At 64.7% G+C, this 21429-nt stretch carries 19 protein-coding genes; 8 read left to right on the top strand and 11 right to left on the bottom strand.

Features of this window, described 5'->3' with window-relative positions; all coding sequences use genetic code 11:
- Positions 1–423: 423 nt before the first annotated feature.
- Complete coding sequence (locus ASC98_RS10680) at positions 424–2262, bottom strand: glycosyl hydrolase family 18 protein (protein WP_056808069.1); 1839 nt, start codon at positions 2260–2262, stop codon at positions 424–426.
- Between the two features lie 76 nt (positions 2263–2338).
- On the bottom strand, positions 2339–2770 hold the full coding sequence (locus ASC98_RS10675) for a DUF1841 family protein (protein ID WP_056808067.1): 432 nt from the start codon (positions 2768–2770) through the stop codon (positions 2339–2341).
- A 22-nt stretch (positions 2771–2792) separates the two neighbouring features.
- On the opposite strand from ASC98_RS10675, the gene ASC98_RS30280 reads away from it, so the two are divergent.
- Together ASC98_RS30280 and ASC98_RS10665 are read left to right on the top strand one after the other, a co-directional pair.
- On the top strand, positions 2793–5105 hold the full coding sequence (locus tag ASC98_RS30280; protein ID WP_157598301.1) for a hypothetical protein: 2313 nt from the start codon (positions 2793–2795) through the stop codon (positions 5103–5105).
- Positions 5106–5142: 37 nt separating this feature from the next.
- Positions 5143–5886, top strand: a complete 744-nt coding sequence (locus ASC98_RS10665) for a sulfite exporter TauE/SafE family protein (RefSeq protein WP_056808064.1) — start codon at positions 5143–5145, stop codon at positions 5884–5886.
- A gap of 108 nt (positions 5887–5994) precedes the next feature.
- Here ASC98_RS10665 and kefC read toward each other — a convergent pair whose 3' ends face one another.
- Both kefC and ASC98_RS10655 read right to left on the bottom strand, forming a co-directional pair.
- Positions 5995–7845 carry a glutathione-regulated potassium-efflux system protein KefC gene (kefC, locus tag ASC98_RS10660; RefSeq protein WP_056808063.1) on the bottom strand — a complete coding sequence of 617 codons (1851 nt, stop codon included), beginning with the start codon at positions 7843–7845 and terminating at the stop codon, positions 5995–5997.
- The gene (locus tag ASC98_RS10655) at positions 7845–8480 is read right to left on the bottom strand and encodes an NAD(P)H-dependent oxidoreductase (protein WP_056808062.1); all 636 of its coding nucleotides are present in this window, start codon (positions 8478–8480) and stop codon (positions 7845–7847) included. Before ASC98_RS10655 ends, kefC begins: the two co-directional genes overlap by 1 nt.
- Positions 8481–8559: 79 nt before the next feature.
- Between ASC98_RS10655 and ASC98_RS10650 the strand changes: the two genes are divergently transcribed.
- The 6 genes from ASC98_RS10650 (at position 8560) to ASC98_RS10630 (ending at position 15509) form a co-directional block, all read left to right on the top strand.
- Complete coding sequence (locus ASC98_RS10650) at positions 8560–9177, top strand: ParA family protein (RefSeq protein ID WP_056808061.1); 618 nt, start codon at positions 8560–8562, stop codon at positions 9175–9177.
- A complete protein-coding gene (locus ASC98_RS10645; protein WP_056808060.1) occupies positions 9177–9629 on the top strand; it encodes a MaoC family dehydratase in 453 nt (150 codons plus the stop codon). The genes ASC98_RS10650 and ASC98_RS10645 overlap by 1 nt, the downstream gene beginning before the upstream one ends.
- A gap of 131 nt (positions 9630–9760) precedes the next feature.
- Positions 9761–10495: a response regulator transcription factor gene (locus ASC98_RS10640; RefSeq protein WP_056808059.1), complete on the top strand. Its 735-nt coding sequence runs from the start codon at positions 9761–9763 to the stop codon at positions 10493–10495.
- Between the two features lies 1 nt (position 10496).
- Positions 10497–12290: an ATP-binding protein gene (locus tag ASC98_RS10635; protein WP_056808057.1), complete on the top strand. Its 1794-nt coding sequence runs from the start codon at positions 10497–10499 to the stop codon at positions 12288–12290.
- A gap of 182 nt (positions 12291–12472) precedes the next feature.
- Complete coding sequence (locus ASC98_RS30275) at positions 12473–13885, top strand: hypothetical protein (protein ID WP_157598300.1); 1413 nt, start codon at positions 12473–12475, stop codon at positions 13883–13885.
- A 541-nt stretch (positions 13886–14426) separates the two neighbouring features.
- Positions 14427–15509 carry a TRAP transporter substrate-binding protein gene (locus tag ASC98_RS10630; protein WP_056808055.1) on the top strand — a complete coding sequence of 361 codons (1083 nt, stop codon included), beginning with the start codon at positions 14427–14429 and terminating at the stop codon, positions 15507–15509.
- Positions 15510–15563: 54 nt separating this feature from the next.
- On the opposite strand, the gene ASC98_RS10625 is transcribed toward ASC98_RS10630, so the two are convergent.
- From ASC98_RS10625 to rpsU, 7 genes are all read right to left on the bottom strand, one after another.
- Complete coding sequence (locus ASC98_RS10625) at positions 15564–17333, bottom strand: TRAP transporter large permease subunit (protein WP_082542339.1); 1770 nt, start codon at positions 17331–17333, stop codon at positions 15564–15566.
- The gene (locus tag ASC98_RS10620) at positions 17333–17974 is read right to left on the bottom strand and encodes a TRAP transporter small permease subunit (protein ID WP_056808051.1); all 642 of its coding nucleotides are present in this window, start codon (positions 17972–17974) and stop codon (positions 17333–17335) included. Before ASC98_RS10620 ends, ASC98_RS10625 begins: the two co-directional genes overlap by 1 nt.
- Before the next feature lie 86 nt (positions 17975–18060).
- Positions 18061–18717: a response regulator transcription factor gene (locus tag ASC98_RS10615; protein ID WP_056808048.1), complete on the bottom strand. Its 657-nt coding sequence runs from the start codon at positions 18715–18717 to the stop codon at positions 18061–18063.
- Positions 18714–20084: a cache domain-containing protein gene (locus ASC98_RS10610; RefSeq protein WP_056808047.1), complete on the bottom strand. Its 1371-nt coding sequence runs from the start codon at positions 20082–20084 to the stop codon at positions 18714–18716. Before ASC98_RS10610 ends, ASC98_RS10615 begins: the two co-directional genes overlap by 4 nt.
- Before the next feature lie 23 nt (positions 20085–20107).
- Complete coding sequence (locus tag ASC98_RS10605) at positions 20108–20455, bottom strand: TIGR01244 family sulfur transferase (protein WP_056808045.1); 348 nt, start codon at positions 20453–20455, stop codon at positions 20108–20110.
- 39 nt (positions 20456–20494) lie between these two features.
- Positions 20495–20941: a GatB/YqeY domain-containing protein gene (locus ASC98_RS10600; protein WP_056808043.1), complete on the bottom strand. Its 447-nt coding sequence runs from the start codon at positions 20939–20941 to the stop codon at positions 20495–20497.
- Positions 20942–21053: 112 nt separating this feature from the next.
- A complete protein-coding gene (rpsU, locus tag ASC98_RS10595) occupies positions 21054–21266 on the bottom strand; it encodes a 30S ribosomal protein S21 (RefSeq protein WP_047503026.1) in 213 nt (70 codons plus the stop codon).
- Positions 21267–21429: the final 163 nt, after the last annotated feature.

Genomic DNA, 21429 nt, shown 5'->3' with positions numbered 1-21429 from the left:
CCACTCGGCTGCACATCCCCGTTCGTCGGGATTGTTGTTCTCCCCCTGCCACTCGACTCGCGCTCGTCGCTTCGTCTCGCCCCCGCGACCGCCGCGTCGTCTGGGCGAAGCGCAGCGAGCCGGGTGGAGAAGAACGGTCAACAATCCCAGTCAAGGTGGATCACAAGCGGCGTGGCAGTGTTGTCCGAAGCGGGCCAGAACGAACCGTATGGTGTGTGTTGAGGCCCTTTGCTTTGGTTACTTTCATTTGGGCTCAAATGAAAGTGACTCGCCCGCCGGGGCGAGAGCCAGAACGAACCGTATGGTGTGTGTTGAGGCCCTTTGCTTTGGTTACTTTCATTTGGGCTCAAATGAAAGTGACTCGCCCGCCGGGGCGAGACCCGGCATGCCACGCAGGGCGAAACCTGCCCCCCAGCTCCGCGTTCAGCGCCCCGTCACCTGCACCTCGTTGACGATCGCGCTCCACGATTGCGGCCCGGTCTTGCCCGAGACACGCACACCGAGCACCCCCGCCAGCGGCGTGCCGCTGAACGCGTAGCTGGCGCCACCAGCGGCCGCGCTGTTCGGATACGCCGGCGCGATCGCCCAGCCGGATTCGATCCAGCGCGTGCCATCGGTCGTGTACTGCAGGCTCACGCCCGATTCGAAGTAGCCGTTGCCGTAGCTGTCGATCGCGCCGTTGATGAACGTGACCTTCGAGACCGTCTTCGCCGCGGACCAGGTGACGCCGGCCGCTTCCCACTTGCCGGTTTCGCCTTCGCCCGCCGCATTCAGCGTGACGCCGGTCGCCAGCTTGCCGTCGTTGATGCCGGTGCGCGCCTGGCGGTTCGCGTTCGACAGCGCCGTCGCGCCTTTGGTCCACACCTGGCCGGTGCCGCTCGCCTCGATCTGCGTGTCGCCGCTGCCGCCACGCGCGGTAAACGCCGCACGGATCGAATGCCCGGCCTGCACGTCGCTGAAGGTGTAGCTCGTCACCGCACCGACCGCCGCGCCGTCCACCGTCACCGCGCTGATGTCGTAACCGGCGTTCGGCACGATGCTGAAGCCCTGGCTGCGGCCTTGCTGCACCTGCACCGAACCGCTCGGCACGATCGATCCGCCGGTGCCGGCCGATGCGTCGATGCTCAAAGGCGCCGTCGCACCGTTGTCCAGCCCGGCCTTCACCGCCGACCAGAAGCTCGCGTCTTCATAGCCCATCGCCCACACGCTGGTGCCGGCGAGACCGTAGGCGTTCACCAGCGCGGTCTTGGCCTGGATGCTCTGCGCATCGTCGTACCACAGCGCCGGCTGCTTGGTGGAGTTGCTCCATTCGGTGCCGTCCGGCTGCTTGCGCACCGTGCCCCAGGTGGCATACGGCGTGGCCGACGCCGCATCGCGCTGCAGCACCGCACCGGGATGCGAGGCCAGCACCGCCGGGTAGCTCGACCAGTGCACCACCTGGTTGGTGCTGTAGTCGTAGCCGTAGCTCGGCAGGCCGGCCAGCACCTTCGACGCCGGCACGCGCGACACGGTGTACGACAGGATCGCCTTCTGCCAGTCCAGCCCCGATTCGGGGCCCGGCCACACCTCGCCGTTGAAGCCGCTGCTCGCCCAGCCCGGGCCGACCTCGTCGTAGGTCATCACCTGGAAGTAGTCGACCGCGGCGCCGATCGCGGCGTAGTCGTAGCCGCCCAGGTAGTCAGGCGCCTTGTCGCCGGTCTTCGGCGGGATGCTGATCACCAGCTTCAAGCCCTGCGCATGCAGGCCGGCGGCCAGCGCAGAGATGAACGCGCTGTGGTTCGCCTTGTCCGACGACTGCACCGCCTCCAGGTCGATGTCGATGCCGGCGAAGCCGTTCGCGGTCGCGAGGTTCACCAGGTTCGTCACCGCCTTCGCGCGGCTGGCAGCGCTGGCCAGCACCGCCTTCGAGATCGCCGGGTCAAAGCCCCCGGTGTCGTTGCTGTAGTCGGAGACCGTCGGGTACAGCGGCAGGCCCTTGCTCTTCGCGAAGCTGATGATGCTGCGCGTCGTGTTCGTCATGCCCTCGGTGCCGACCGTGCCCGCAGCGGTCAGGTTGTAGGCCGAGCCCAGGCCGACGGCGCTCAGTTGAGCGTGGTAGGCCTGCAGGTTGGTGTACGACTGGCCGATCTGTCCGTCGGTGTAGGCCAGCACGAAGGGCGCGGCATCGGCCTGCGATGTCCCGACCAGGCACGCGAAGCTGACGCAGGCGAGCCCGGCGACGAAGCCGGTGCGGTGGGGGCGGAGGTGTGAAAGGGCTTTCATCGGCCGATGGTGACCGATCCCCGCGCCGACAGTTGTCAGCAAATCGTAGCGTTGGTAACCCCGTGGGGCCGGCGATTCAGCGCGTCGCGCGGCGCCGCACGCAGTCGATGTATTTGTGACCGTCCGGTGGCAGGCCGCTGCGCTGCGAGGCCCAGATCATCTCCCCCAGGCACTCCATCATCTCGTGCTGGGCGTCGTGCGCCGAGCCGCGCTTCGCGGCCAGCAAGGCATACGCCTGCTTGATGCCGGTCGGCTGGTCGATGCTGACCTGCTCGCTGATCGACAGGTGCATCGACAGGTGCAGGAAGGGGTTGGTGCGGCCGTCTTCGACCTCATAGACCTTGGCCAGCGCGGTGGCTTCGTCGGCCAGTTCGGCGTGGTACTCCGGGTGGTTCGCGATCCAGTCACCGGCCACCGTCTCCATCGGCGTCAGCGGCAGGCCGTCGCGCTGCTTGCGCCAGGTCTCGCAAAAGAATCGCCGGACGTCGTGCTGGGTCGGTGCAAACATCACTGGATTCTCACATATTTCCATGGAAGTTTTGACGGAGGAGGGAACTTCTGAAATTTCGAAGTTACTCAGGACTATTTTGAGGATCGATATGATAAAGACTGGATCGAGGCGTTTTTCGGGTGATCTCTCTTCGCCAGGATTCGCAGGCAGCAAGAGCGCCTCCGGATATTGGCTGAATCTTCTGAGGATGAGCCCTTCAAGCCAGGTATGTTCCCTCTATGTCACTGCTGGCGATGAAATAAATCTTGAAGATGCGCATCTGACGACGGATATGGTGGATAACTTGGCGGCTCTGGTAAAGCAAAAGGATTTTCCAGCGGGTGTGACATTGAATCTTCATAAGGCGAAGATTCCATCGGCCACTGCATTGCTTGAGGCGCTTGTCGACATGGATAAACCCTCCTTGTGCGAACTTGATCTCGGAGGTTTACGCGTGGTGAATTCGCAGGGAAGTTTCGAATTGCAAGATTGGCATGTCGGGCAACTGGAAAAAATATTATCAATACACTCCGACTTGTCATGTCTTGATCTGAGTGGCCAAGATCTTGGGAGCCGGCAAGAAGCTCTGGATGGTCTTTTGGAGGCGGTGGGAAAATCGGCGAATCTAAGGCGCTTGTCACTGAATGATTGCAATATTGGATCAGGGGATCTCGCGAAAATATCAAAAGCTTTGTCGAGTTGCAATGTTTTCGAAATAAATATATCTTCAAACAAGATCGGCGACGATGAGTATCGGAAATTTTTCCTGGATTTCTGCACTGCTTCCGGGCAGGCTTCATCAGTTCCTCGTTCGGCCTACGAGTTGACTGGTGAGTCAGGAGAGAGCCGGGTTGGTCCATTGTTTCTGGATGACGTGAGTCAGATGGAGCCGATATTATTGATGTTGAAAAAAGACAGAAAGATCGATCTGGACGGCAAGCAGCTGAATAAATTACAAGTATCGAATCTGGTGAAGGTGATGCTGCATCGCCAGTGTCCGGAACGACTGAAGTTGATCCTTCGAGACGCCAGCCTGCCAAGCTTGACTCCGGTTCTGACTGCAGTCGGCATGAGCGAACGAATCAACAATATCGATCTCCATGGCGTACGGATTCTGAAACGGGATAAAAAATACCAGTTGCAGGGGAGTCACATCAAGCAGGTTGCCGCTCTGGTGACCGCAGGTGGTATTACCGTATTGGATCTCGGAGCACAGCGTCTCTTCTGCAGCGGTAAATTGAAGCCCGCTGAGCAGGACATGCACACGAGTTCTCAGGAATTATTGGCTGCCATCCGACGCAGCGGGAGACTGATGGTGCGGCTTGACGGTCGGGGATTGAGTCCCCAGAATTTGACAAACATTGGTGCCGAACTGTTCAAGTCAGATGAGCCGTTGACTGGAGATAATATAATGGAAATCCAGATCGATTTCGACTCGTTCGCGCTCTCATTGCTCAGCAATCGGAATCTGACTCGGCCTCATCGGAACTGGGGAACAAGAAACGGCTTCGCTTTGAATCTAGAGTCCTGTACCCTGGATGACGCAGGTTGTCAGATCGTGTCGACTATCCTGAATAATTTCGAATGCCCAGGGGGAATCGCGCTGAGTCTCGCCGGGGCGAACGTGTCAGACATGGCTTCCATCTTGCAGGCGGCCGGTCGGGGCGCGCTGATAGGGCTGGATCTCAGCAATGTCAAACACGCCAGTGACTTCAACATTGACGTGGCGAAATATATAAAGCAGATTGTAGACGTCGTGCAGAAAAACCCTGATATGACGAGGCTGGCGCTCGGAGGCTGGGTGCCGGGTTCCGGCAGAGGCATAGAAGGCAAGCCTCAGGATGCTTTCAACGAGTTGGTGACGACAATTGCACTCCATGAGAAAATTCGCCTGTTGAAAATAAGCGACTGTGGATTGACCGATGAGGATGTCAACAGCATTTCGACCAGGATATTCAGTTCAGAACGCGTCGCTTCGCGTAAATGCGGAGCGTTGCTGAAGGATCTCGATCTGTCCGGAAACCAGTTCAGTGTTTCCGCAGCGGAACATCTCCTGATGAAAATCCGGGAGCCGTTTCGTGCCAGGCAAAGAGCTCAAATGAGTGGCTTTTCGATCGGTATTTCTCCGATCGGCATGTCTGGGATGGGTATTTCTCCAGTTTCACCAGCTCGGGTGCCGTCGAACGTCGGCACTGGAGGGTCCAACGAAATTCCGTTTTCTTTGGAGTCCATCAATCTGAGTGGCAGCAACGTGAAATCGTCGGCATCGGTAGTCGATGAAGCCCAAAAGCTTTTGAAGGACATTCCCTCGCTCAAGGTCGTGGAACCTTTCGTGAAAGAAAACAAGGGCTGAGGAATTTCATGCGGCCCAGCGCTGACAATGCCCGTCCATGATCACCGACCCTTGGTTCTATGCGGCCGCCATTCCCGCCGTGCTGCTGATGGGCTTGTCCAAGAGCGGCTTCGGGGCCGGCTTCGGCTCGCTCGCGACGCCGCTGATGGCCTTGTCGATCACGGTGCCGCAGGCGGCGGCCATCATGCTGCCGCTGCTGCTGGTGATGGACGCGGTCGGCGTGAAGGCGCTGTTCCAGCAGCGCGACAAGGCGCTGATCCGGCTGCTGATCCCGGCCGGCCTGCTCGGCACGGTGCTCGGCACGCTGTCGTTCGGGCTGCTGCAGCCGAAGACGGTCGCTGGCATCGTCGGCGGGCTGACGCTGCTGTTCCTCGCGCAGCGGCTGTTGTTCCCGCCGCGTGCCGATGCGCCGCCGCCGCCGCGCTGGTTGGGCTTCGGGCTGGGCATCGCGTCGGGCTTCACCAGCTTCGTCGCGCATGCCGGCGCGCCGCCGGTCAGCGCCTACGTGCTGCCGCTGCGGCTGCCGCCGATGATCTTCACCGCGACGATGGCCACCTTCTTCGCGGTCGTGAACCTGTCGAAGTGGATCCCGTATGCCTTCCTCGGGCTGATCGACCTGCGCAACCTCGGGACCTCGCTGGTGCTGATGCCGTTCGCGCCGGTCGGCGTGTGGATCGGCATCCGGCTCGCGAAGCGGATCCAGCCGACGCTGTTCTATCGGCTGGTGTATGTCGGCATGTTCCTCACCGGCGCGAAGCTGCTGTACGACGCGCTGCGCTGAGCGGGAGTCCGTTCGCCCTGAGCCTGTCGAAGGGCCTTCGCACATCGAACCGGGGCTTCGACGGGCTCAGCCCGACCCTTCGACAAGCTCAGGGCGAGCGGGGGGAGATCACGTTGACGCTTCCTCGTCCGGCTTTTCCGCCGCACCGCCCCAACCGGCGCGCTGCTTGCGATCCAGCGCCGCGGCGCGTTCCTGCGCGAACAGCGTCTCCAGCTGCTGCCGCCCTTCCTTCGCGACGGCGATCAACCGCTCCTGGTCGCGCGCATGCGGGCGCATCGCCTCCAGCTGATCGATGCTGTGCCGGCGGAAACGCAGCGCCAGGTTGCGCGCCTGGTGCGGCTGCCAGCCCAGCAGCTCCAGCGTGCTGCGTGCCGTCATCAGCGCCGAATCGAGCGTCTCGCGTTCGATCAGCGTGACGCCCAGCTCGCGCAGCCGGTAGTAGTGCCGCACATTGCGCGCCCGGGCCACGATCGTCAGCTGCGGGAAGTTCTCGCGCACCAGCGTCGCCACTTCCACGCTCTGCTCCACGTCGTCGATCGCCAGCACCATCACCTTCGCGGTCGCGGCGCCGGCGGTGCGCAGCAGGTCGAGGCGCGTCGCGTCGCCGTAGAACACCGGCCAGCCGAAGCGGCGCAGCGCCTCCAGCGCTTCGGCGTCATGCTCCAGCACCGTCGGCGTCAGGCCGTTGGCGAACATCATCCGGCCGACGATCTGCCCGTAGCGGCCGAAGCCGGCAATGATCACCGACGCGTTCTGCTGCTCGCTGATCTCGGGGATGTCGCTGCGTTTCTGGCCCGCGAGCGTCGGCGTCCACCAGCGGTCCGCGGCCACCAGCAGCAGCGGCGTCAGCAGCATCGACAAGGCCACCGACGCCACCAGCAGCGACGAGGTCGGCGCGTCGATCACGCCGGCCTGCGCCGCGGTCTGGAACACCACGAAGCCGAACTCGCCGCCCTGCGCCAGCAGGATGATGAAGACCGGCCGTTCGGCCTTCGGCAGCGGCATCGCGCGGCCCATCGCCCACAGCACACCGGCCTTCACCGCGAGGAAGCCGCCGACGATCAGCGCGACCAGCAGCGGCCGCTGCATCACGACCGAGAAGTCGATGCTCATCCCGACCGCGATGAAGAACAGCCCGAGCAGCAGCCCCTTGAACGGCTCGATGTCGGTCTCGAGCTCGCGCCGGTATTCGCTTTCGGCCAGCAGCACGCCGGCCAGGAAGGCGCCGAGCGCCATCGACAACCCGACCGTCTGCATCAGTGCCGCGGTGGCCACCACCAGCAGCAGCGACGCGGCGGTGAAGATCTCCGGCGTCGCGCTGCCGGCGATCCAGCGCAGCGTCGGCCGCAGCAGCAGCCGCCCGCCCAGCACGATGATCGCGATCACCCCGAGCGCCCTGGCGGCGCCGAGCCAGAAGCTGCCGTGTTCCGGCGCATCGGACGCCGCGGCCAGCAGCGGCACCAGCGCGAGGATCGGGATCGCCGCGATGTCCTGCAGCAGCGCCACGCTGAGCAGGCTCTGCCCGGAGGTCGTCGCCATCAGGTTGCGCTCGCCAAGCACGCCCAGCCCGATCGCGGTCGACGACATCGCGAGGCCCAGCCCGCCGACCACCGCCAGCTGCCATGGCACGCCGGCCGCGACCGCCGCGCCGAGCAGCAGCGCTGCCGAGCCGAACAGCTGCACGCTGCCCCAACCGAAGATCGGCTTGCGCAGCGACCAGAGCCGTTTCGGCTCCAGTTCGAGCCCGACCAGGAACAGCATCAGCACCACGCCGAATTCGGCGAAATGCAGCATGTCCTGCGGATCGGTCACCAGACGCAGGCCCCACGGCCCGATCAGGATGCCCGCGGCGAGGTAGCCGATGATCGACCCCAACCCCAGCTTCTTCGCCACCGGCACCGCGATCACCGCGGCGGCCAGGTACACCAGCCCGCCTGTCAACCAGCTGCCGTGCTCCATCAGGCGCTCTCCACCAAGGCGGCTTCGACCGCATCGGCCGGGCGTGCCGATTCGGGCACCTCGCAGTCGATGCAGTCGTCCAGCCCGGCCAGCTCCGGCCAGTCGGGGTAGCTGCCGAGGCGGTGCACGAAGGTGTCGGCATGCGCCTGCAGCTCGGCCGCGCCGACGCGGTGCGCGCCATGCAGCACCAGCGGCGGCAGGAAGCGCATGCCGCACAGCGCCGCGGTCTGCTCGTACGGCGGCAGGAAGGCGTCGAAGTGGTAGCGGTTGTAGCTGTCGGGGCGGTAGGAATCGTCGGGACCGCCGGTGGACGACACCAGCCACAGGTCCTTGCCTCGCAGCGCGTGGCCGTCGGGTCCGTAGGCCCAGCCGAAGCCGAGCACTTCGTCGACCCACAGCTTCATCAGCGGCGGCATGCTGTACCAGTGGATCGGATGCTGCCAGACCACCAGCTTCGCCTGCAGCAGCAGCGCGCGCTCGGCCTCGATGTCGATCAGGTAGTCGGGGTAGAGGCGGTACAGGTCGCGCACCGTGGCGTGGCCGGATTTCTTGGCCGCCTTGTAGAGCGTGCGGTTGACGCGTGACTGCTCCATCTGCGGGTGGGCGGTCAGGACGAGGACTTCCGATGGGTTCATGGCGGGGGTAAGTATTGGGTGCCCAACAACGATAGTGTTCGTTAACATAACCGCAAACAAGGATCGTCAGGAGCATTGCATGCCAGTGATCGTGGTGGCCAATCCGAAGGGCGGGGTCGGAAAAAGCACCTTGTCCACCAACATCGCAGGGTACCTGGCCCAGGCGGGCCATGCGGTGATGCTGGGCGATGTCGACCGCCAGCAGTCGGCCCGCACCTGGCTGTCGCTGCGGCCCGCGAACCTGCCCGCGATCACCGGCTGGGACCTGGCGCACGACGAGATCGTGCGTCCGCCGAAGGGCACGACGCACGCGGTGCTCGACACCCCCGCCGGCCTGCATGGCAAGCGGCTCGACGAGGTGATGAAACTGGCCGACAAGGTGCTCGTGCCGCTGCAGCCCAGCATCTTCGACATCCACGCGACGCACGCCTTCGTGCGAGAGCTGCTGGCGCGGCGGCGCGGCGACAAGGTGTCGATCGCGATCGTCGGCATGCGGGTGCGCGACGGCACCATCTCGGCCGACCAGCTGCGCAGCTTCCTCGAGACGCTGCAGGTGCCGCTGCTCGGCTTCCTGCGCGACACGCAGAACTACGTGCACCTGGCCGCGCGCGGCCTGACGCTGTGGGACGTGGCACCGAGCCGCGTCGAGCGCGACCTCGAACAATGGCAGCCGCTGCTGCAGTGGCTGGAGGCCTGATGAAACGTTTCGAGAAGCTCGCCGACCTGCAGGCCCTGGTGGGCCAGGACATCGGCCTGAGCGGCTGGATCGAGGTCGACCAGCGCCGCATCGACCAGTTTGCCGAGGCCACCGGCGACCACCAGTGGATCCACGTCGACCCGGCGCGCGCGGCGGCCGGGCCGTTCAGGACCACCATCGCGCACGGCTTCCTCACGCTGAGCCTGCTGCCGGAGATGTTCGCGTCGGCCTTCGAGGTCGGCGACACCCGCATGGGCGTCAACTACGGGCTGAACCGGGTGCGCTTTCCGGCGCCGGTGCCGGTGGGCAGCCGGTTGCGCGGCAGTTTCAGGTTGCTGGCCTGCGAGCCGCTCGACGGCGGCGCGCAGTTGACGATCGAGGTCACGATGGAGCGCGAGGGATCGACCAAGCCGGTGTGCGTGGCCGAATCGCTGACACGGCGCTACGTTTGACACCGGCGTTCACACGGCGGCGCGGCCGCACCCTCTTCAGGGGGGGCGGGGTGGCCCGAGCGCTGGGCTAGCATCGGCGCTTTGTCCCGGGCCGACGCCGTGCCCCGGGCCTGCACGAAAGGGATGTCGCGATGAAAGTGCTGCTGGTCGATGACCATCCGTTGATCCTGTCGGCCTTGCAGACCGTGATCCAGGGCCTGGGCGACCACGTCAGCGTGGTCGGTGCCGGCAGTGCCCGCGCCGCGCGTGAGACGCTGGCTGCCGACAACGACTTCGACCTGGTGCTGCTCGACCTGCACCTCGGCGACGCCGACGGCTTCGACCTGCTGGTCGAGTTCCGCAGCACCTACCCGGCGCTGCCGGTGGTGGTGGTGTCGGCCTCCGACCGCGCGAGCGACGTGATCCGCTCGATCGACCTGGGCGCGATGGGCTTCGTGCCGAAGCGCGCCTCCAACGAAACGCTGTTCGATGCGCTGCGCATGGTGATGTCCGGCGGCATCTACGTGCCGTCGATCAGCATCGGCAACGACCGGCCGTCCGAACGCGCGCAAGACTCGCCGTGGGGCAGCGTGCCGACGGCGGTCAACCAGATCGGCGAGGCGGCGCGCGGCGGCGGCTTCCAGCAGCATCCGTCGATCGCGTCGCTCGGCCTCACGCCGCGCCAGACCGACGTGCTGGCGTTGCTGCTGCAAGGCAACCCGAACAAGCTGATCGCCCGCGAGCTGGGACTGTCGGTCGAGACGGTGAAGGACCACGTGGCCGCGGTGCTGCGGGTGCTGAACGTCAGCTCGCGCACGCAGGCGGTGCTGGCCGTCAGCCAGATGACGCAAGCCCACGGTGGGTTCTCGGCCTGGCGCAAGAGCTGACATGTCGGCCCCGGCATCGCCGCGCGAGCTGACCGAAGTCGAGCGCATCCACGGGCTGTATTCGTACGTGCCGACCACGCTGGCCGGCAACGCGGCCGGCGCGTCGGTGATGGCGCTGCTGTTCTGGGACCATGCGCCGCGCTGGCTGCTGGCCGGCTGGATGGTGATGTTCTGGGGGTTGTGGCTGTTCCGCCTGTGGGCGCTGGGCGCCTTCCGCGGCCGCAACGTGCAGACGGTGGCTGACGCGCAGCCGTGGTTCCGCGTGTGGGTCGGCGCGACGATGGGCTCGGGCATCGTCTGGGGCTCGGCCGCGTGGCTGTTCTACCCGCACGGCGGCACGACGGAGCGCATCGGGCTGCTGCTCACCGTCTACAGCTTCTGCGTGGCGGGCATGCCGATCCTCGCGCCGATGCGCAAGGTCTACAACGTCTTCGCGCTGCTGTGCTTTGCGCCCACCGTGCTGCGCGTCGGGCTGCCGGGCGGCTTCGACGACCTGGTGCTGGCGGGCGTGCTGCTGACGATCGTCGCGATGACGACGCTGCTCGCGAGCGATTACCGGCTCAACTACGAGAACCTGCTGAAGCTGAAGCTGCGAGCCGATGAACTGAGCGCGCAGCTGCGGGCCGAGAAGGCGGCCGCCGATGCGGCGCGCCAGCAGGCCGAGGTGGCCAACCGCTCGAAGACGCAGTTCTTCGCGGCCGCGAGCCACGACCTGCGGCAGCCGCTGCATGCGATGGGCTTGTTTGCCGAGGCGCTGCGCCAGCGCAGCCACGACGAGGAGGTGATCCACCTCGTCAACAGCATCAACGGCTCGGTCGACGCGCTGGAGGGGCTGTTCTCGGAGCTGCTCGACATCACGAAGATCGACACCGGCGGCGTCGAGACGCAGGCCGAGCATTTCAACGTCGGCGCGATGTTCGGGCGGCTGAAGCTGCACTTCGAGCCGACGGCGTTCGAGAAGGGGCTGGGGCTGCGCTTTCGCGGCGGCGCGCACAACGCGTTCGCCGACCCGGTGCTGGTGGAGCGCATCCTGCGCAACCTGGTGTCGAACGCGATCCGCTACACGCAGGACGGCACGGTGCTGGTGAGCTGCCGCAAGCGCGGCGGGCGGCTGCTGCTACAGGTGTGGGACACCGGCGTCGGCATCCGCGAGCGCGAGCAGGAGCGCATCTTCGAGGAGTTCTACCAGGTGCCACAGGGCGACGCGCTGGCGCCGCACCAGCGCAAGGGGCTGGGCCTGGGGCTGGCGATCGTCAAGCGGCTGGCCGGGCTGATGGAGGCGCCACTGTCGCTGCGTTCGCGGCCGGGTCATGGCACGGTGTTCTCGCTGGAGTTGCCGCCCGGCAAGGCGCCGCGCGTGGCGGCGGCGTCATTCGGCAGCAAGGCGCCGATCGGGCTGACGCTGGACCGGCGACGCATCGTGATCGTCGAGGACGAACCGGCGGTGCGCGACGGGCTGGAGGTGCTGCTGAAGGGCTGGGGCGCGAGCGTGCGCAGCTTCGAGACGGTGGCGGCCTGCCGGGCCTGGGCGCAGAGCGACGACGCCGGCCACGAGGTGCCGGACCTGCTGATCGTCGACTACCGGCTGGAGCACGGCCACACCGGGCTGGAGGCGATCCAGGCGCTGCGCGAACGCTTCGGGCCGGGCGTGCCGGCCATCATGGTGAGCGGCAGCACGATGACCAACCACGAGGTGGAGGCGCAGGCGCACAACTTCCACCTGCTGGTGAAGCCGGTGGTGCCGAACAAGCTGCGGGCGATGATCAGTTTCAAGCTGGGGGTGCGGGGCGGGTGAGGCAGGGTGAGCGCGCGGGGAACGCACCTGAGAGTGCGAATCGGCGGGATGGGGCGAAGCCTTTTGTCCTGGCTTGGAACTTGGATGGCGGATCGGTCACACAGGGGGAGCCTGCTTGTGAGTGATCTGTGTGTGATCGCTGCATGGCGAGGCATCGTTTTACTGCGCCCTGGAGCTAGTTCATGAAAACCAACACCCTTACATCCTCGCGCCAGCAGGTTAAGACGGAGAGCGATGACGGCGCAACAGCGCCGCATGTGCCCGTGGCACCCGTGAATACAAAGATTGCCGAGCAGCGTCAAGGTGCGGTAAAGGTCTGCCAACGAAGGTTCACACTTGAATATGATACTCAAAAAAAAGAGCGAGTATTTCTGGTGGATAGATGGGCTACATCCAACCGCAGTGTAGCTCTGAAATCGGCGAGCGGACTTGTATCTGGAATGATCGATGAATTCCGTAAAGTTGACTTCTCTGACTTGGACGCGCCAAGTCGCAGGCTCGTCGTCGAGGCATGCTATCGCCTGCTTTTCGAGCAGATGCATGCCATTAAATATAAGCCGATTGACAGTAGAGGGAAGTCAGAATTTGATGGCGCGTTCCTGGAGTTTGAGAGGGGGGCGGCTGCGGCCATGGAGCAAGGCGATGTTAATGGGTTTCATGGCGCGTTGGGTCGGCTCTCTAGTTACTTGACCCTTGCGAACTCCAGTAGTGGTAATTTTGATGGCGACGGCAAAAATGAGCTTGGATCCGTGCAGTTTGTATGGCCTCTTGAGCTAAGCGCAAAAAATAACTATGCGGACTTTCAGATTTCTCCTAATGGAAGAGTTTCCAAGGCTGATTTGGAAACGCTCGATGAGTTGATTGCTGATCTTGAGGGCAAGGAAAAGGCACAGGACTTAGTACGTCGAAGCGACGCGGAACCAATGGGGCTGGATGTTCGTTCCCATCTCGGTCAGCAAAATCGCCGGCTGCTGAATGGGAATGGCACAAGGGAGAATGATGAGAAGTCTCCTCGCAGTCGCGATGGAGTTGCTCACAGGAGTGGATTGGCAAAGTCCTCAGCCATCGGCAAGCACGTCGAGCTTCTAGATCAGAAAGGTTTGCCAAACAACGTTCCGAAGCACGAACTCACTGGGGCGTCGTGCCCGCAGAATGAACTGCGCCAAACGATGATTAAAAGCAGGATTGAGATTTTTTCCGCGCAATACGAGATGTTTCGGCGGACTGCAAAGTTATTTACCACGACCTCCACGAACGAATTGGTTAAATATGCCGCGTCCTCGTTAAGTGGTTTGCAAAAAGAAGAGAATGGAAAGCTTTATCCGAATGCGCGGCTAAGCTATCTCTCGAGCATGAGTGATGTCTTTGACTGTTGGGTAAATTTAACGAAAAAGAAAAAGGACGCATCAGATCTTGACGACAAAAAGAAGGTCTTCGTTGAAAGGTCTTTGGCGCTTCTTGCGGAGGATAAAATATCACAATTCCACATTCTGTGCCGTCGAGAAATTATGCTAATGATGGATAGCTTCGATTATCGCGGAAATTCTGTAAGGGTGCTTGGCGGCAGGCGCGGTATTTTTCCGCTGATCGCATAACAAAGAAGGATTATGCAAAAGAAATCCAGACGGTTTCGGGTGAGATAGGTCGCGAAATTTTTTCGAAGAATGGTTGTATTCAAAATGATCTCTCGTTGACGGTGTTGACGAACGGAAAATCAGATATTTCTAGAATGTATGATCGTATCTTTGATAACTCGACTAGGCAACAGAAGGACCGAATCGGTGAGCTTCGCCAGCAGTTCCACGAGCATGCCACTTTGCATCTGTTGAGGAACGAGTACACCGAATTCGGTCACCTATGTCAGCGACATGCAGTTGAAGTTGGTAAAGTCATCTAATATTGCTTTTCAAGCTGTGGCGGATGGGTTCAGTGGAATTTTCCCGACCCTTACTACCGATTGGCTGAAATGGCGCCACGCTGGTCATGAGACAGTTGAGTTATGAGGAGGTCTACGCGGCGGATTCCATATTCGGCGTCTCGTTTACACGGGGCTTTCCCCAACGGGGAAAGTCCGTCCCTGCCTCCATCGCGGTTCCGTAAAAAATCTCCCCGCCCTACCTACACGAGGAGAGAACCATGGACCGCCGCACCCTCATCACCCGCACCGGCCTGGCCGGCGTGCTCGCCACCGCCAGCGCCCCCGCCATCGTCCACGCGCAGACCGCCCTGCGCTGGCGTCTCGCTTCCAGCTTCCCCAAATCCCTCGACACCATCTTCGGCGCTGCCGAAGTCTTCGCGAAGAAGGTCGGTGAGCTTTCCGGCGGCAAGTTCCTGGTCTCGGTGCACGCGGCCGGCGAGATCATGCCGGCCTTCGGCGTGGTCGACGCGGTGCAGAACGCCACCGTCGAGATCGCGCACACCGCGCCGTATTACTTCTTCGGCAAGGACGAGACCTTCGCGCTCGGCTGCGCGATCCCGTTCGGGCTGAACTCGCGACAGATGACGGCGTGGATGGTCGAGGGCAACGGCCTGAAGCTGATGCGCGAGTTCTATCACCAGTACAACATCGTCAACTTCCCCGGCGGCAACACTGGCGCGCAGATGGGTGGCTGGTTCCGCAAGGAGATCAAGTCGCTGGCCGACATGAAGGGCCTGAAGATGCGCATCGGCGGCTTCGGCGGCCGGGTGCTCGAACGCATCGGCGCGGTGCCGCAGAACATCCCCGGCGGCGACATCTACCCGGCGCTCGAGAAAGGCACCATCGATGCCGCCGAATGGGTCGGACCCTATGACGACCAGAAGCTCGGCTTCAACAAGGTCGCGCCCAACTACTGCTACCCCGGCTGGTGGGAAGGCGGCCCGCAGCTCGACTTCTTCATCAACACCAAGGCCTACGACGCGTTGACGCCCGAGTACAAGGCGGTGGTCGAGGCCGCCGCCGCGGTGGCCCACACCGACATGCAGGCCAAGTACGACTACCGCAACCCGGCCGCGCTGAAGCAGCTGGTGGGCAGCGGCACGCGGCTGTTCCGCTTCCCGAAGGACGTGATGGAGGCGGCCTTCAAGGCCTCGCAGGAGATGTACGCCGAGCTGTCGGTCAAGAACCCGAACTGGAAGAAGGTCTACGAGGACTACGCGAAGGTGCGCGCCGACCAGAACCTGTGGTTCCGCTTCGCCGAGGCGGCGTTCGACGACTTCATGCAGGCGCAGAAGCTGTAGGCCGATGGGGCCGGTGCCATCCGGGGCGGGACGCTCCCCGGATGGGCATCAGGCCTACTTCTTGCCGGCCTCCTGCTGCAGCGCGCGCTCCACCGCCTTCATCTGCTCGTCGTCGGCGCTCGACTTCGTTGACGACGACGACGACGAAGCGGACGCCGGCTCTTCAGCCGGCTGCGGCATCAGCCCGTCCATCGACGGCGCCGGCTTGTCCTGACGGTCCTGCTGCAGCTGCTGCATGATCTCGTCGTTGTTCAGCTTCTTCTCCTTGCCGACCCCGCTGGACACCAGGCCGGGGAACGCGATCACCAGGCCGACCATCACGATCTGGATCAGCACGAACGGGATCGCGCCGCGGTAGATCTGCCCGGTTGTCACCTTCGCGACCGGCGCCTTCGTCACCTTGTCGGTGTAGTCGTCGACCGGCGCCACGCTGCGCAGGTAGAACAGCGCGAAGCCGAACGGCGGGTGCATGAACGAGGTCTGCATGTTCACCGCCAGCAGCACGCCGAACCACACCAGGTCGATGCCCAGCGTGTGCGCCACCGGCCCGATCAGCGGGATGATGATGAACGACAGCTCGAAGAAGTCGAGGAAGAACGCCAGCACGAACACCAGGATGTTCACGACGATCAGGAAGCCGAGCTGGCCGCCGGGCAGGCTGGTCAGCAGGTGCTCGACCCACTTCGGACCGTCCACGCCCTGGAACGACAGGCTGAACACGGTGGAGCCGACCAGGATGAACAGCACGAAGCACGACAGCTTCATCGTGGTGTCCATCGCCTGGCGCAGCAGGCTCAGGTTCAGGCGCCGGCGCGCCAGCGCCATCACCAGCGCGCCGGTCGCGCCCATCGCGCCGCCTTCGGTCGGCGTCGCCACGCCGAGGAAGATGGTGCCGAGCACCAGGAAGATCAGCGCCAGCGGCGGGATCAGCACGAAGGTCACGCGCTCGGCCATCTTCGACAGCAGGTTCAGCCGCGTCACGCGGTTGATCACCGCCAGCAGGAACGCGAAGCCGACGCCGGCGCACATCGACGTGACGATCAGCTCGTCGGTCGGCGTCGTGTCGGGCCGCGTGCGGGCGAACGCCCACGCCGAGGCCACCGACAACACCACCACCACGCCCAGCGAGCGCAGCCCGCTCGTCCCGTCGGGCTCGCGGATCGTGCGCGCCTCCTTCGGCAGCGCCGGCGCCCAGTGCGGGCGCAACACCGTCACGCCGACGATGTAGAGCACGTACAGGCCGGTCAGCACGAAGCCCGGGATGAAGGCGCCCTTGTACAGGTCGCCGACGCTCTGGCCCAGCTGGTCGGCCATGATGATCAGCACCAGCGACGGCGGGATGATCTGCGCGAGCGTGCCCGACGCCGCGATCACGCCCGACGCGACGCGCCGGTCGTAGCCATAGCGCAGCATGATCGGCAGCGAGATCAGGCCCATCGAGATCACCGACGCGGCCACCACGCCGGTGGTCGCGGCCAGCATCGCACCGACCAGGATCACCGCGAACGCGAGCCCGCCGCGGATCGGGCCGAACAGCTGGCCGATGGTGTCGAGCAAATCCTCGGCCATGCCGGAGCGTTCGAGCAGCAACCCCATGAAGGTGAAGAACGGCACCGCGAGCAGCGTGTCGTTCTGCATGATGCCGAACATGCGCAGCGGCAGCGCCTGCATCAGCGCCGACGGCAGCAGCCCGAGCTCGATGCCGATGAAGCCGAACAGCAGCCCGCAGGCCGCCAGCGAGAACGCGACCGAGTAGCCGAACAGCAGGAACACGATCAGGCTGCCGAACATGATCGGCGCCATGTTGGCGGAGAGGAACTCCATCATGTCGTGCTCCCCGAGCCGTTCTTCTTTGCAATATCGAGGGCGGCCTTCTCGCGCACGGCCACTTCTTGCTGGCGCAGGAACTCGGCGAGCTCCTCTTCGGCCGATTTGCCGCCGCCCTTCTTCATCGGATCGGGCACCAGGCCCTTCAGGAAGGCCACGCGCTTGATCAGCTCCGACACGCCCTGCAGTCCCAGCAGCACCAAGCCGACCGGCAGCAGCGCCCAGGCCGGCCAGAGGATCAGCCCGCCAGCGTTGCCCGACACCTCGCCGCTGTTGAACTTGCTGATCACCACCGGCCACACCAGCCGGGTCGCGACGATCACGAACGGCAGCAGGAAGGCGCAGATGCCCACCATGTCGATCCAGATCTGCGTGCGCTTCGAGAAGCGGCCGGAGATCACGTCGATGCGCACATGCTCCTGGCGCAGCAGCGTGTAGCCGGCGGCCAGCAGGAACACCGCGGCGAACAGGTACCACTGGATCTCGAGGTAGGCGTTCGAGCTGACGTTGAAGATCTTGCGGACGATGGCGTTGCCGGCGCTGATCAGCACCGCGGCCAGCACCAGCCATGACAGCCACTTTCCGACGAACTCGTTCAGCCGGTCGATCAGGCGTGAAAGGGACAAGAGGGGTTGCACGGTGTCTCCAGGACGGGTTCTTTTGGCAGGGTGGAATCAGACCCCAACCCGGCGGCGCGGGCAACGGGTCAAACAGCTAAGTGAAACTACGCGGCGGGCGACGCGTCGCCGAAATCCCGGCAGTGCTCGACCGCGTACTTGATGAGCTCCGCCTGGCCTTCCAGGTTCAGCTTGCGCTTGATGTTCTGGCGGTGCGATTCGACGGTGCGCACGCTCAGGTTCAGGTCTTGCGCGATCTGCTTGCTGGAACGCCCCTTGGCCAGGCACGCGAGGATCTCGCTCTCGCGCAGCGACATCACCGGCCGCGGCGTCTGGGCCCGCATCAGCCGGCCCGAGATCGCCGCGCTGAGGAAGGTCTCGCCGGCCTGCACCGCGGCGATGGCGTCGATGATGTCGGTCGACGGCGCGTCCTTCAGCACGTAGCCGCGCGCGCCGGCCTGCATCGCGCGGTTCACGTACTCGGGGTTGTCGTACATGCTGAGCACCAGCACGCGCAGCGCGGGCCGCTCGGCCAGCAGGCGGCGCGTCAGCTCGATGCCGTTGACGTCCTTCATGCCGATGTCCATCAGCACGAGGTCGACCTGTTGCGCGGCCAGTTGCGCAAAGGCCTCGGCCGCATCGCCGGCCTCGCCGACCACGTCGATGCCGGCCACGGTGCACAGCCGGGCCTTCAGCCCTTCGCGCACCAGCGGGTGGTCGTCGACGATCAGCAGGCGGGTGACGGTGGTGTCGGTGACGGTCATGGGGCGGTGGCGGCGAAGCGGCGCATCGCCGCGGCAGGCACGTCGGCGACGACCTCGGTGCGGCCGGCGCGCGACAGCACCTTCAGGTTGCCGCCGATCGACGCCAGGCGCTCGCGCATGTTGCGCAGCCCGATGCCGCGCCGCGGGTGCTGCTGCATCGCGCCGACATCGAAGCCGCGGCCGTCGTCGATCACGCGCAGCCGCACGCCGCCGGCGCCGAAGGCCAGCCGCAGCGCGACGCGCGACGCGGCCGCGTGCTTGTCGATGTTGTTCAGCGCTTCCTGCGTCACGCGGAACAGCACGGTGTTGATCTCGTCGGGCAGGCCTTCGGGCGGCTCGCCGCGCACCCGCACCTGCAGCGGCAGCCGGCGCTGCTCGCCGAATTCTTCGCCGAGGTGGGCGAGGGCGGCCGGCAGGCCCAGCACGTCGAGCTCGGCCGGGCGCAGCCGGTGCGAGATCTCGCGCACCTCGCCGAGCGCGCCGTTCAGCCGCACCAGCGCCTTGGTCAGCGTGGCCGGCGCGCCGGCCCCGAGCTGCGCGACCGAGGACTCCATCAGCAGCTTGATCGACACCAGCGTCTGGCTGGTGCTGTCGTGCAGCTCGCGCGACAGGTAGGCGCGCTCGTCTTCCTGCGAGCGCACGACCTGGCGCGCCAGCAGCCGCAGCTTGGCATCGGCGATGCGCTGCTCGCTGACGTTGAGCGCAAGCCCGCAGCCGCCGATCAGCACGATGCCGAGCAGCGCGATGCCGGCGATCCACCACATCGTGTCGGCGATGTTGGCGGTGACCTGCTGGTCGAGCTGCTTCATCGTGGCCTGCACGTCGTCGAGGTACAGCCCGGTGCCGAACATCCAGTTCCAGCGCGGCAGCGCGACCACGTAGCCGAGCTTCGGCGTGACCTGCCCGGTCGACGGCTTGCGCCACAGGTACTCGACGAAGCCGCCGCCTTCGCGCGCCTGCGCGATCAGCCGCTGGATCACCGGCTCGCCGTTGGCGTCCCGCATGTCCCACATGTCCTGGCCGACGAGCTCGGGCTGGCGCGGGTGCATCAGGTTCTTGCCGCCGAGGTCGTAGAGGAAGAAGTAGCCGTCGCTGCCGTAGTCGAGCGACGCGAGGCGGCGGATCGCCTGTTCCTTCGTCGCGTCGTCGTCGCGGCCGGAGGCATAGAGCGGCGCGATCGTGCTCTGCGCGAGGTCGACATAGTGGCGCAGCTCGTTCTGCTTCGAGGCCATCGTCGCGGCCTCGACGACGGCGCGCTCGCGGGCGGCCAGGTCGTTCTCTTTCTGGCGCACCGCGAACGCGATCAGCAGCAGCGATGCGATCAGCGGGATCACCGCCAGCAGGAAGACCTTCAGCCTCAGGCGCATGGACTGCCGCCGCGCTTTGCCGGTCAGGCCGCGTCGACGGCGGCGCGGTAGAGCTTGCCGGAGCGCGTGCCGCTGCGGCAGAACGCGAGGATCGGCTTCGGCAGCGTGGCCAGCAGCTCGCCGAAGCGGGCGATCTGCTCGGGCGTCTGCAGGGCCGGCGCGACCGGCAGGTGCGCGTACTGCAGGCCGGCCGCGCGCGCGGCGGCTTCGATCGTTGCGCTGGTGGGTTGCTCCGGGCCGCCTTCGAAGTCGGGGCGGTTGTTGATGATGCTCTTGAAGCCCTGCTGCGCGGCCCAGGCCATCGCGGCCGGTTCGAGCTGGGGCGCGACGCAGACGTCGGCACTGAGTGGCTGGACGACGGGATCGGTCATGGTCGTGCCCTGGTGTGGAGGTGGACGTGTGCCGAGGGATCAGCGGCTGAGCGCCTGCTTGACCGCGGCGGACACCAGGCCCATGTCGGCCTTGCCGGCCAGGCGGGTCTTCACCGCGCCCATCACCTTGCCCATGTCGCCGGGGCCGCTGGCGCCCAGTTCGGCGACGATCTTGCCGACCTCGGCGGCCACTTCATCGGCCGACAGGCGCTGCGGCAGGTAGCCTTCGAGCACCGCCAGCTCGGCGGTTTCCTTGTCGACCAGGTCGGTGCGGTTCGCGGCGGCGAACTGGGTGATCGAATCCTTGCGCTGCTTGATCAGCTTGTCGACGATCGCGATGACCGCGGCGTCGTCGAGCACGACGCGCTCGTCGACCTCCTTCTGCTTCAGGGCCGCGAGCAGGCCGCGGATCGTCAGCAGGCGGGCGGCGTCCTTCGCACGCATCGCGGTCTTCATGTCTTCGGTGATCTGGTCTTTCAGGCTCATCGCAGGGTCTCGTGAGGAAGGGGAGGGCAGAAACGACAAAGCCCGCTTGCGGCGGGCTTTGGGGAGTCTGGCTTCCAGGGCGCCCGGTGTTCAGGCCGGCAGCGCCGAAGAATCAGTACAGGCGCTTCGGCAGCTGCATGCTGCGAATGCGCTTGAAGTGGCGCTTGACGGCCGCAGCCTTCTTGCGCTTGCGCTCGGCGGTCGGCTTTTCGTAGAACTCGCGGGCGCGCAGGTCGGTCAGCAGGCCCAGCTTTTCAATGGTGCGCTTGAAGCGGCGCAGAGCCACGTCGAACGGCTCGTTTTCTTTGACGCGAATCGAAGTCATAGATCCAGAAGTTTTTGCGCTCGGTGTCTTGCTCGTCGCTTCCTTGGTCGTTCGCCCGGGCTCTCAGGGAGGAGGTTCCGGAATCCAGCCTGGGGCATGGACGAAGATGGCGGGTGCGAATTTTGAACGAGATCGCGGCGCGGGTTTGCCAGCAAAGACCGCG

The sequence above is a fragment of the Rhizobacter sp. Root1238 genome, from assembly GCF_001425825.1.
Taxonomy (GTDB): domain Bacteria; phylum Pseudomonadota; class Gammaproteobacteria; order Burkholderiales; family Burkholderiaceae_C; genus Rhizobacter.
The sequence above is the reverse complement of the archived record's forward strand: the minus strand, read 5'-3'. Positions and strand labels throughout refer to the sequence as shown.

Coding starts and splice junctions, on each gene's coding strand:
- ASC98_RS10680 (WP_056808069.1), bottom strand. CDS start 2,262: ATGAAAGCCCTTTCACACCTCCGCCCCCACCGCACCGGCTTCGTCGCC.
- ASC98_RS10675 (WP_056808067.1), bottom strand. CDS start 2,770: ATGTTTGCACCGACCCAGCACGACGTCCGGCGATTCTTTTGCGAGACC.
- ASC98_RS30280 (WP_157598301.1), top strand. CDS start 2,793: ATGGAAGTTTTGACGGAGGAGGGAACTTCTGAAATTTCGAAGTTACTC.
- ASC98_RS10665 (WP_056808064.1), top strand. CDS start 5,143: ATGATCACCGACCCTTGGTTCTATGCGGCCGCCATTCCCGCCGTGCTG.
- kefC (WP_056808063.1), bottom strand. CDS start 7,845: ATGGAGCACGGCAGCTGGTTGACAGGCGGGCTGGTGTACCTGGCCGCC.
- ASC98_RS10655 (WP_056808062.1), bottom strand. CDS start 8,480: ATGAACCCATCGGAAGTCCTCGTCCTGACCGCCCACCCGCAGATGGAG.
- ASC98_RS10650 (WP_056808061.1), top strand. CDS start 8,560: ATGCCAGTGATCGTGGTGGCCAATCCGAAGGGCGGGGTCGGAAAAAGC.
- ASC98_RS10645 (WP_056808060.1), top strand. CDS start 9,177: ATGAAACGTTTCGAGAAGCTCGCCGACCTGCAGGCCCTGGTGGGCCAG.
- ASC98_RS10640 (WP_056808059.1), top strand. CDS start 9,761: ATGAAAGTGCTGCTGGTCGATGACCATCCGTTGATCCTGTCGGCCTTG.
- ASC98_RS10635 (WP_056808057.1), top strand. CDS start 10,497: ATGTCGGCCCCGGCATCGCCGCGCGAGCTGACCGAAGTCGAGCGCATC.
- ASC98_RS30275 (WP_157598300.1), top strand. CDS start 12,473: ATGAAAACCAACACCCTTACATCCTCGCGCCAGCAGGTTAAGACGGAG.
- ASC98_RS10630 (WP_056808055.1), top strand. CDS start 14,427: ATGGACCGCCGCACCCTCATCACCCGCACCGGCCTGGCCGGCGTGCTC.
- ASC98_RS10625 (WP_082542339.1), bottom strand. CDS start 17,333: ATGGAGTTCCTCTCCGCCAACATGGCGCCGATCATGTTCGGCAGCCTG.
- ASC98_RS10615 (WP_056808048.1), bottom strand. CDS start 18,717: ATGACCGTCACCGACACCACCGTCACCCGCCTGCTGATCGTCGACGAC.
- ASC98_RS10610 (WP_056808047.1), bottom strand. CDS start 20,084: ATGCGCCTGAGGCTGAAGGTCTTCCTGCTGGCGGTGATCCCGCTGATC.
- ASC98_RS10605 (WP_056808045.1), bottom strand. CDS start 20,455: ATGACCGATCCCGTCGTCCAGCCACTCAGTGCCGACGTCTGCGTCGCG.
- ASC98_RS10600 (WP_056808043.1), bottom strand. CDS start 20,941: ATGAGCCTGAAAGACCAGATCACCGAAGACATGAAGACCGCGATGCGT.
- rpsU (WP_047503026.1), bottom strand. CDS start 21,266: ATGACTTCGATTCGCGTCAAAGAAAACGAGCCGTTCGACGTGGCTCTG.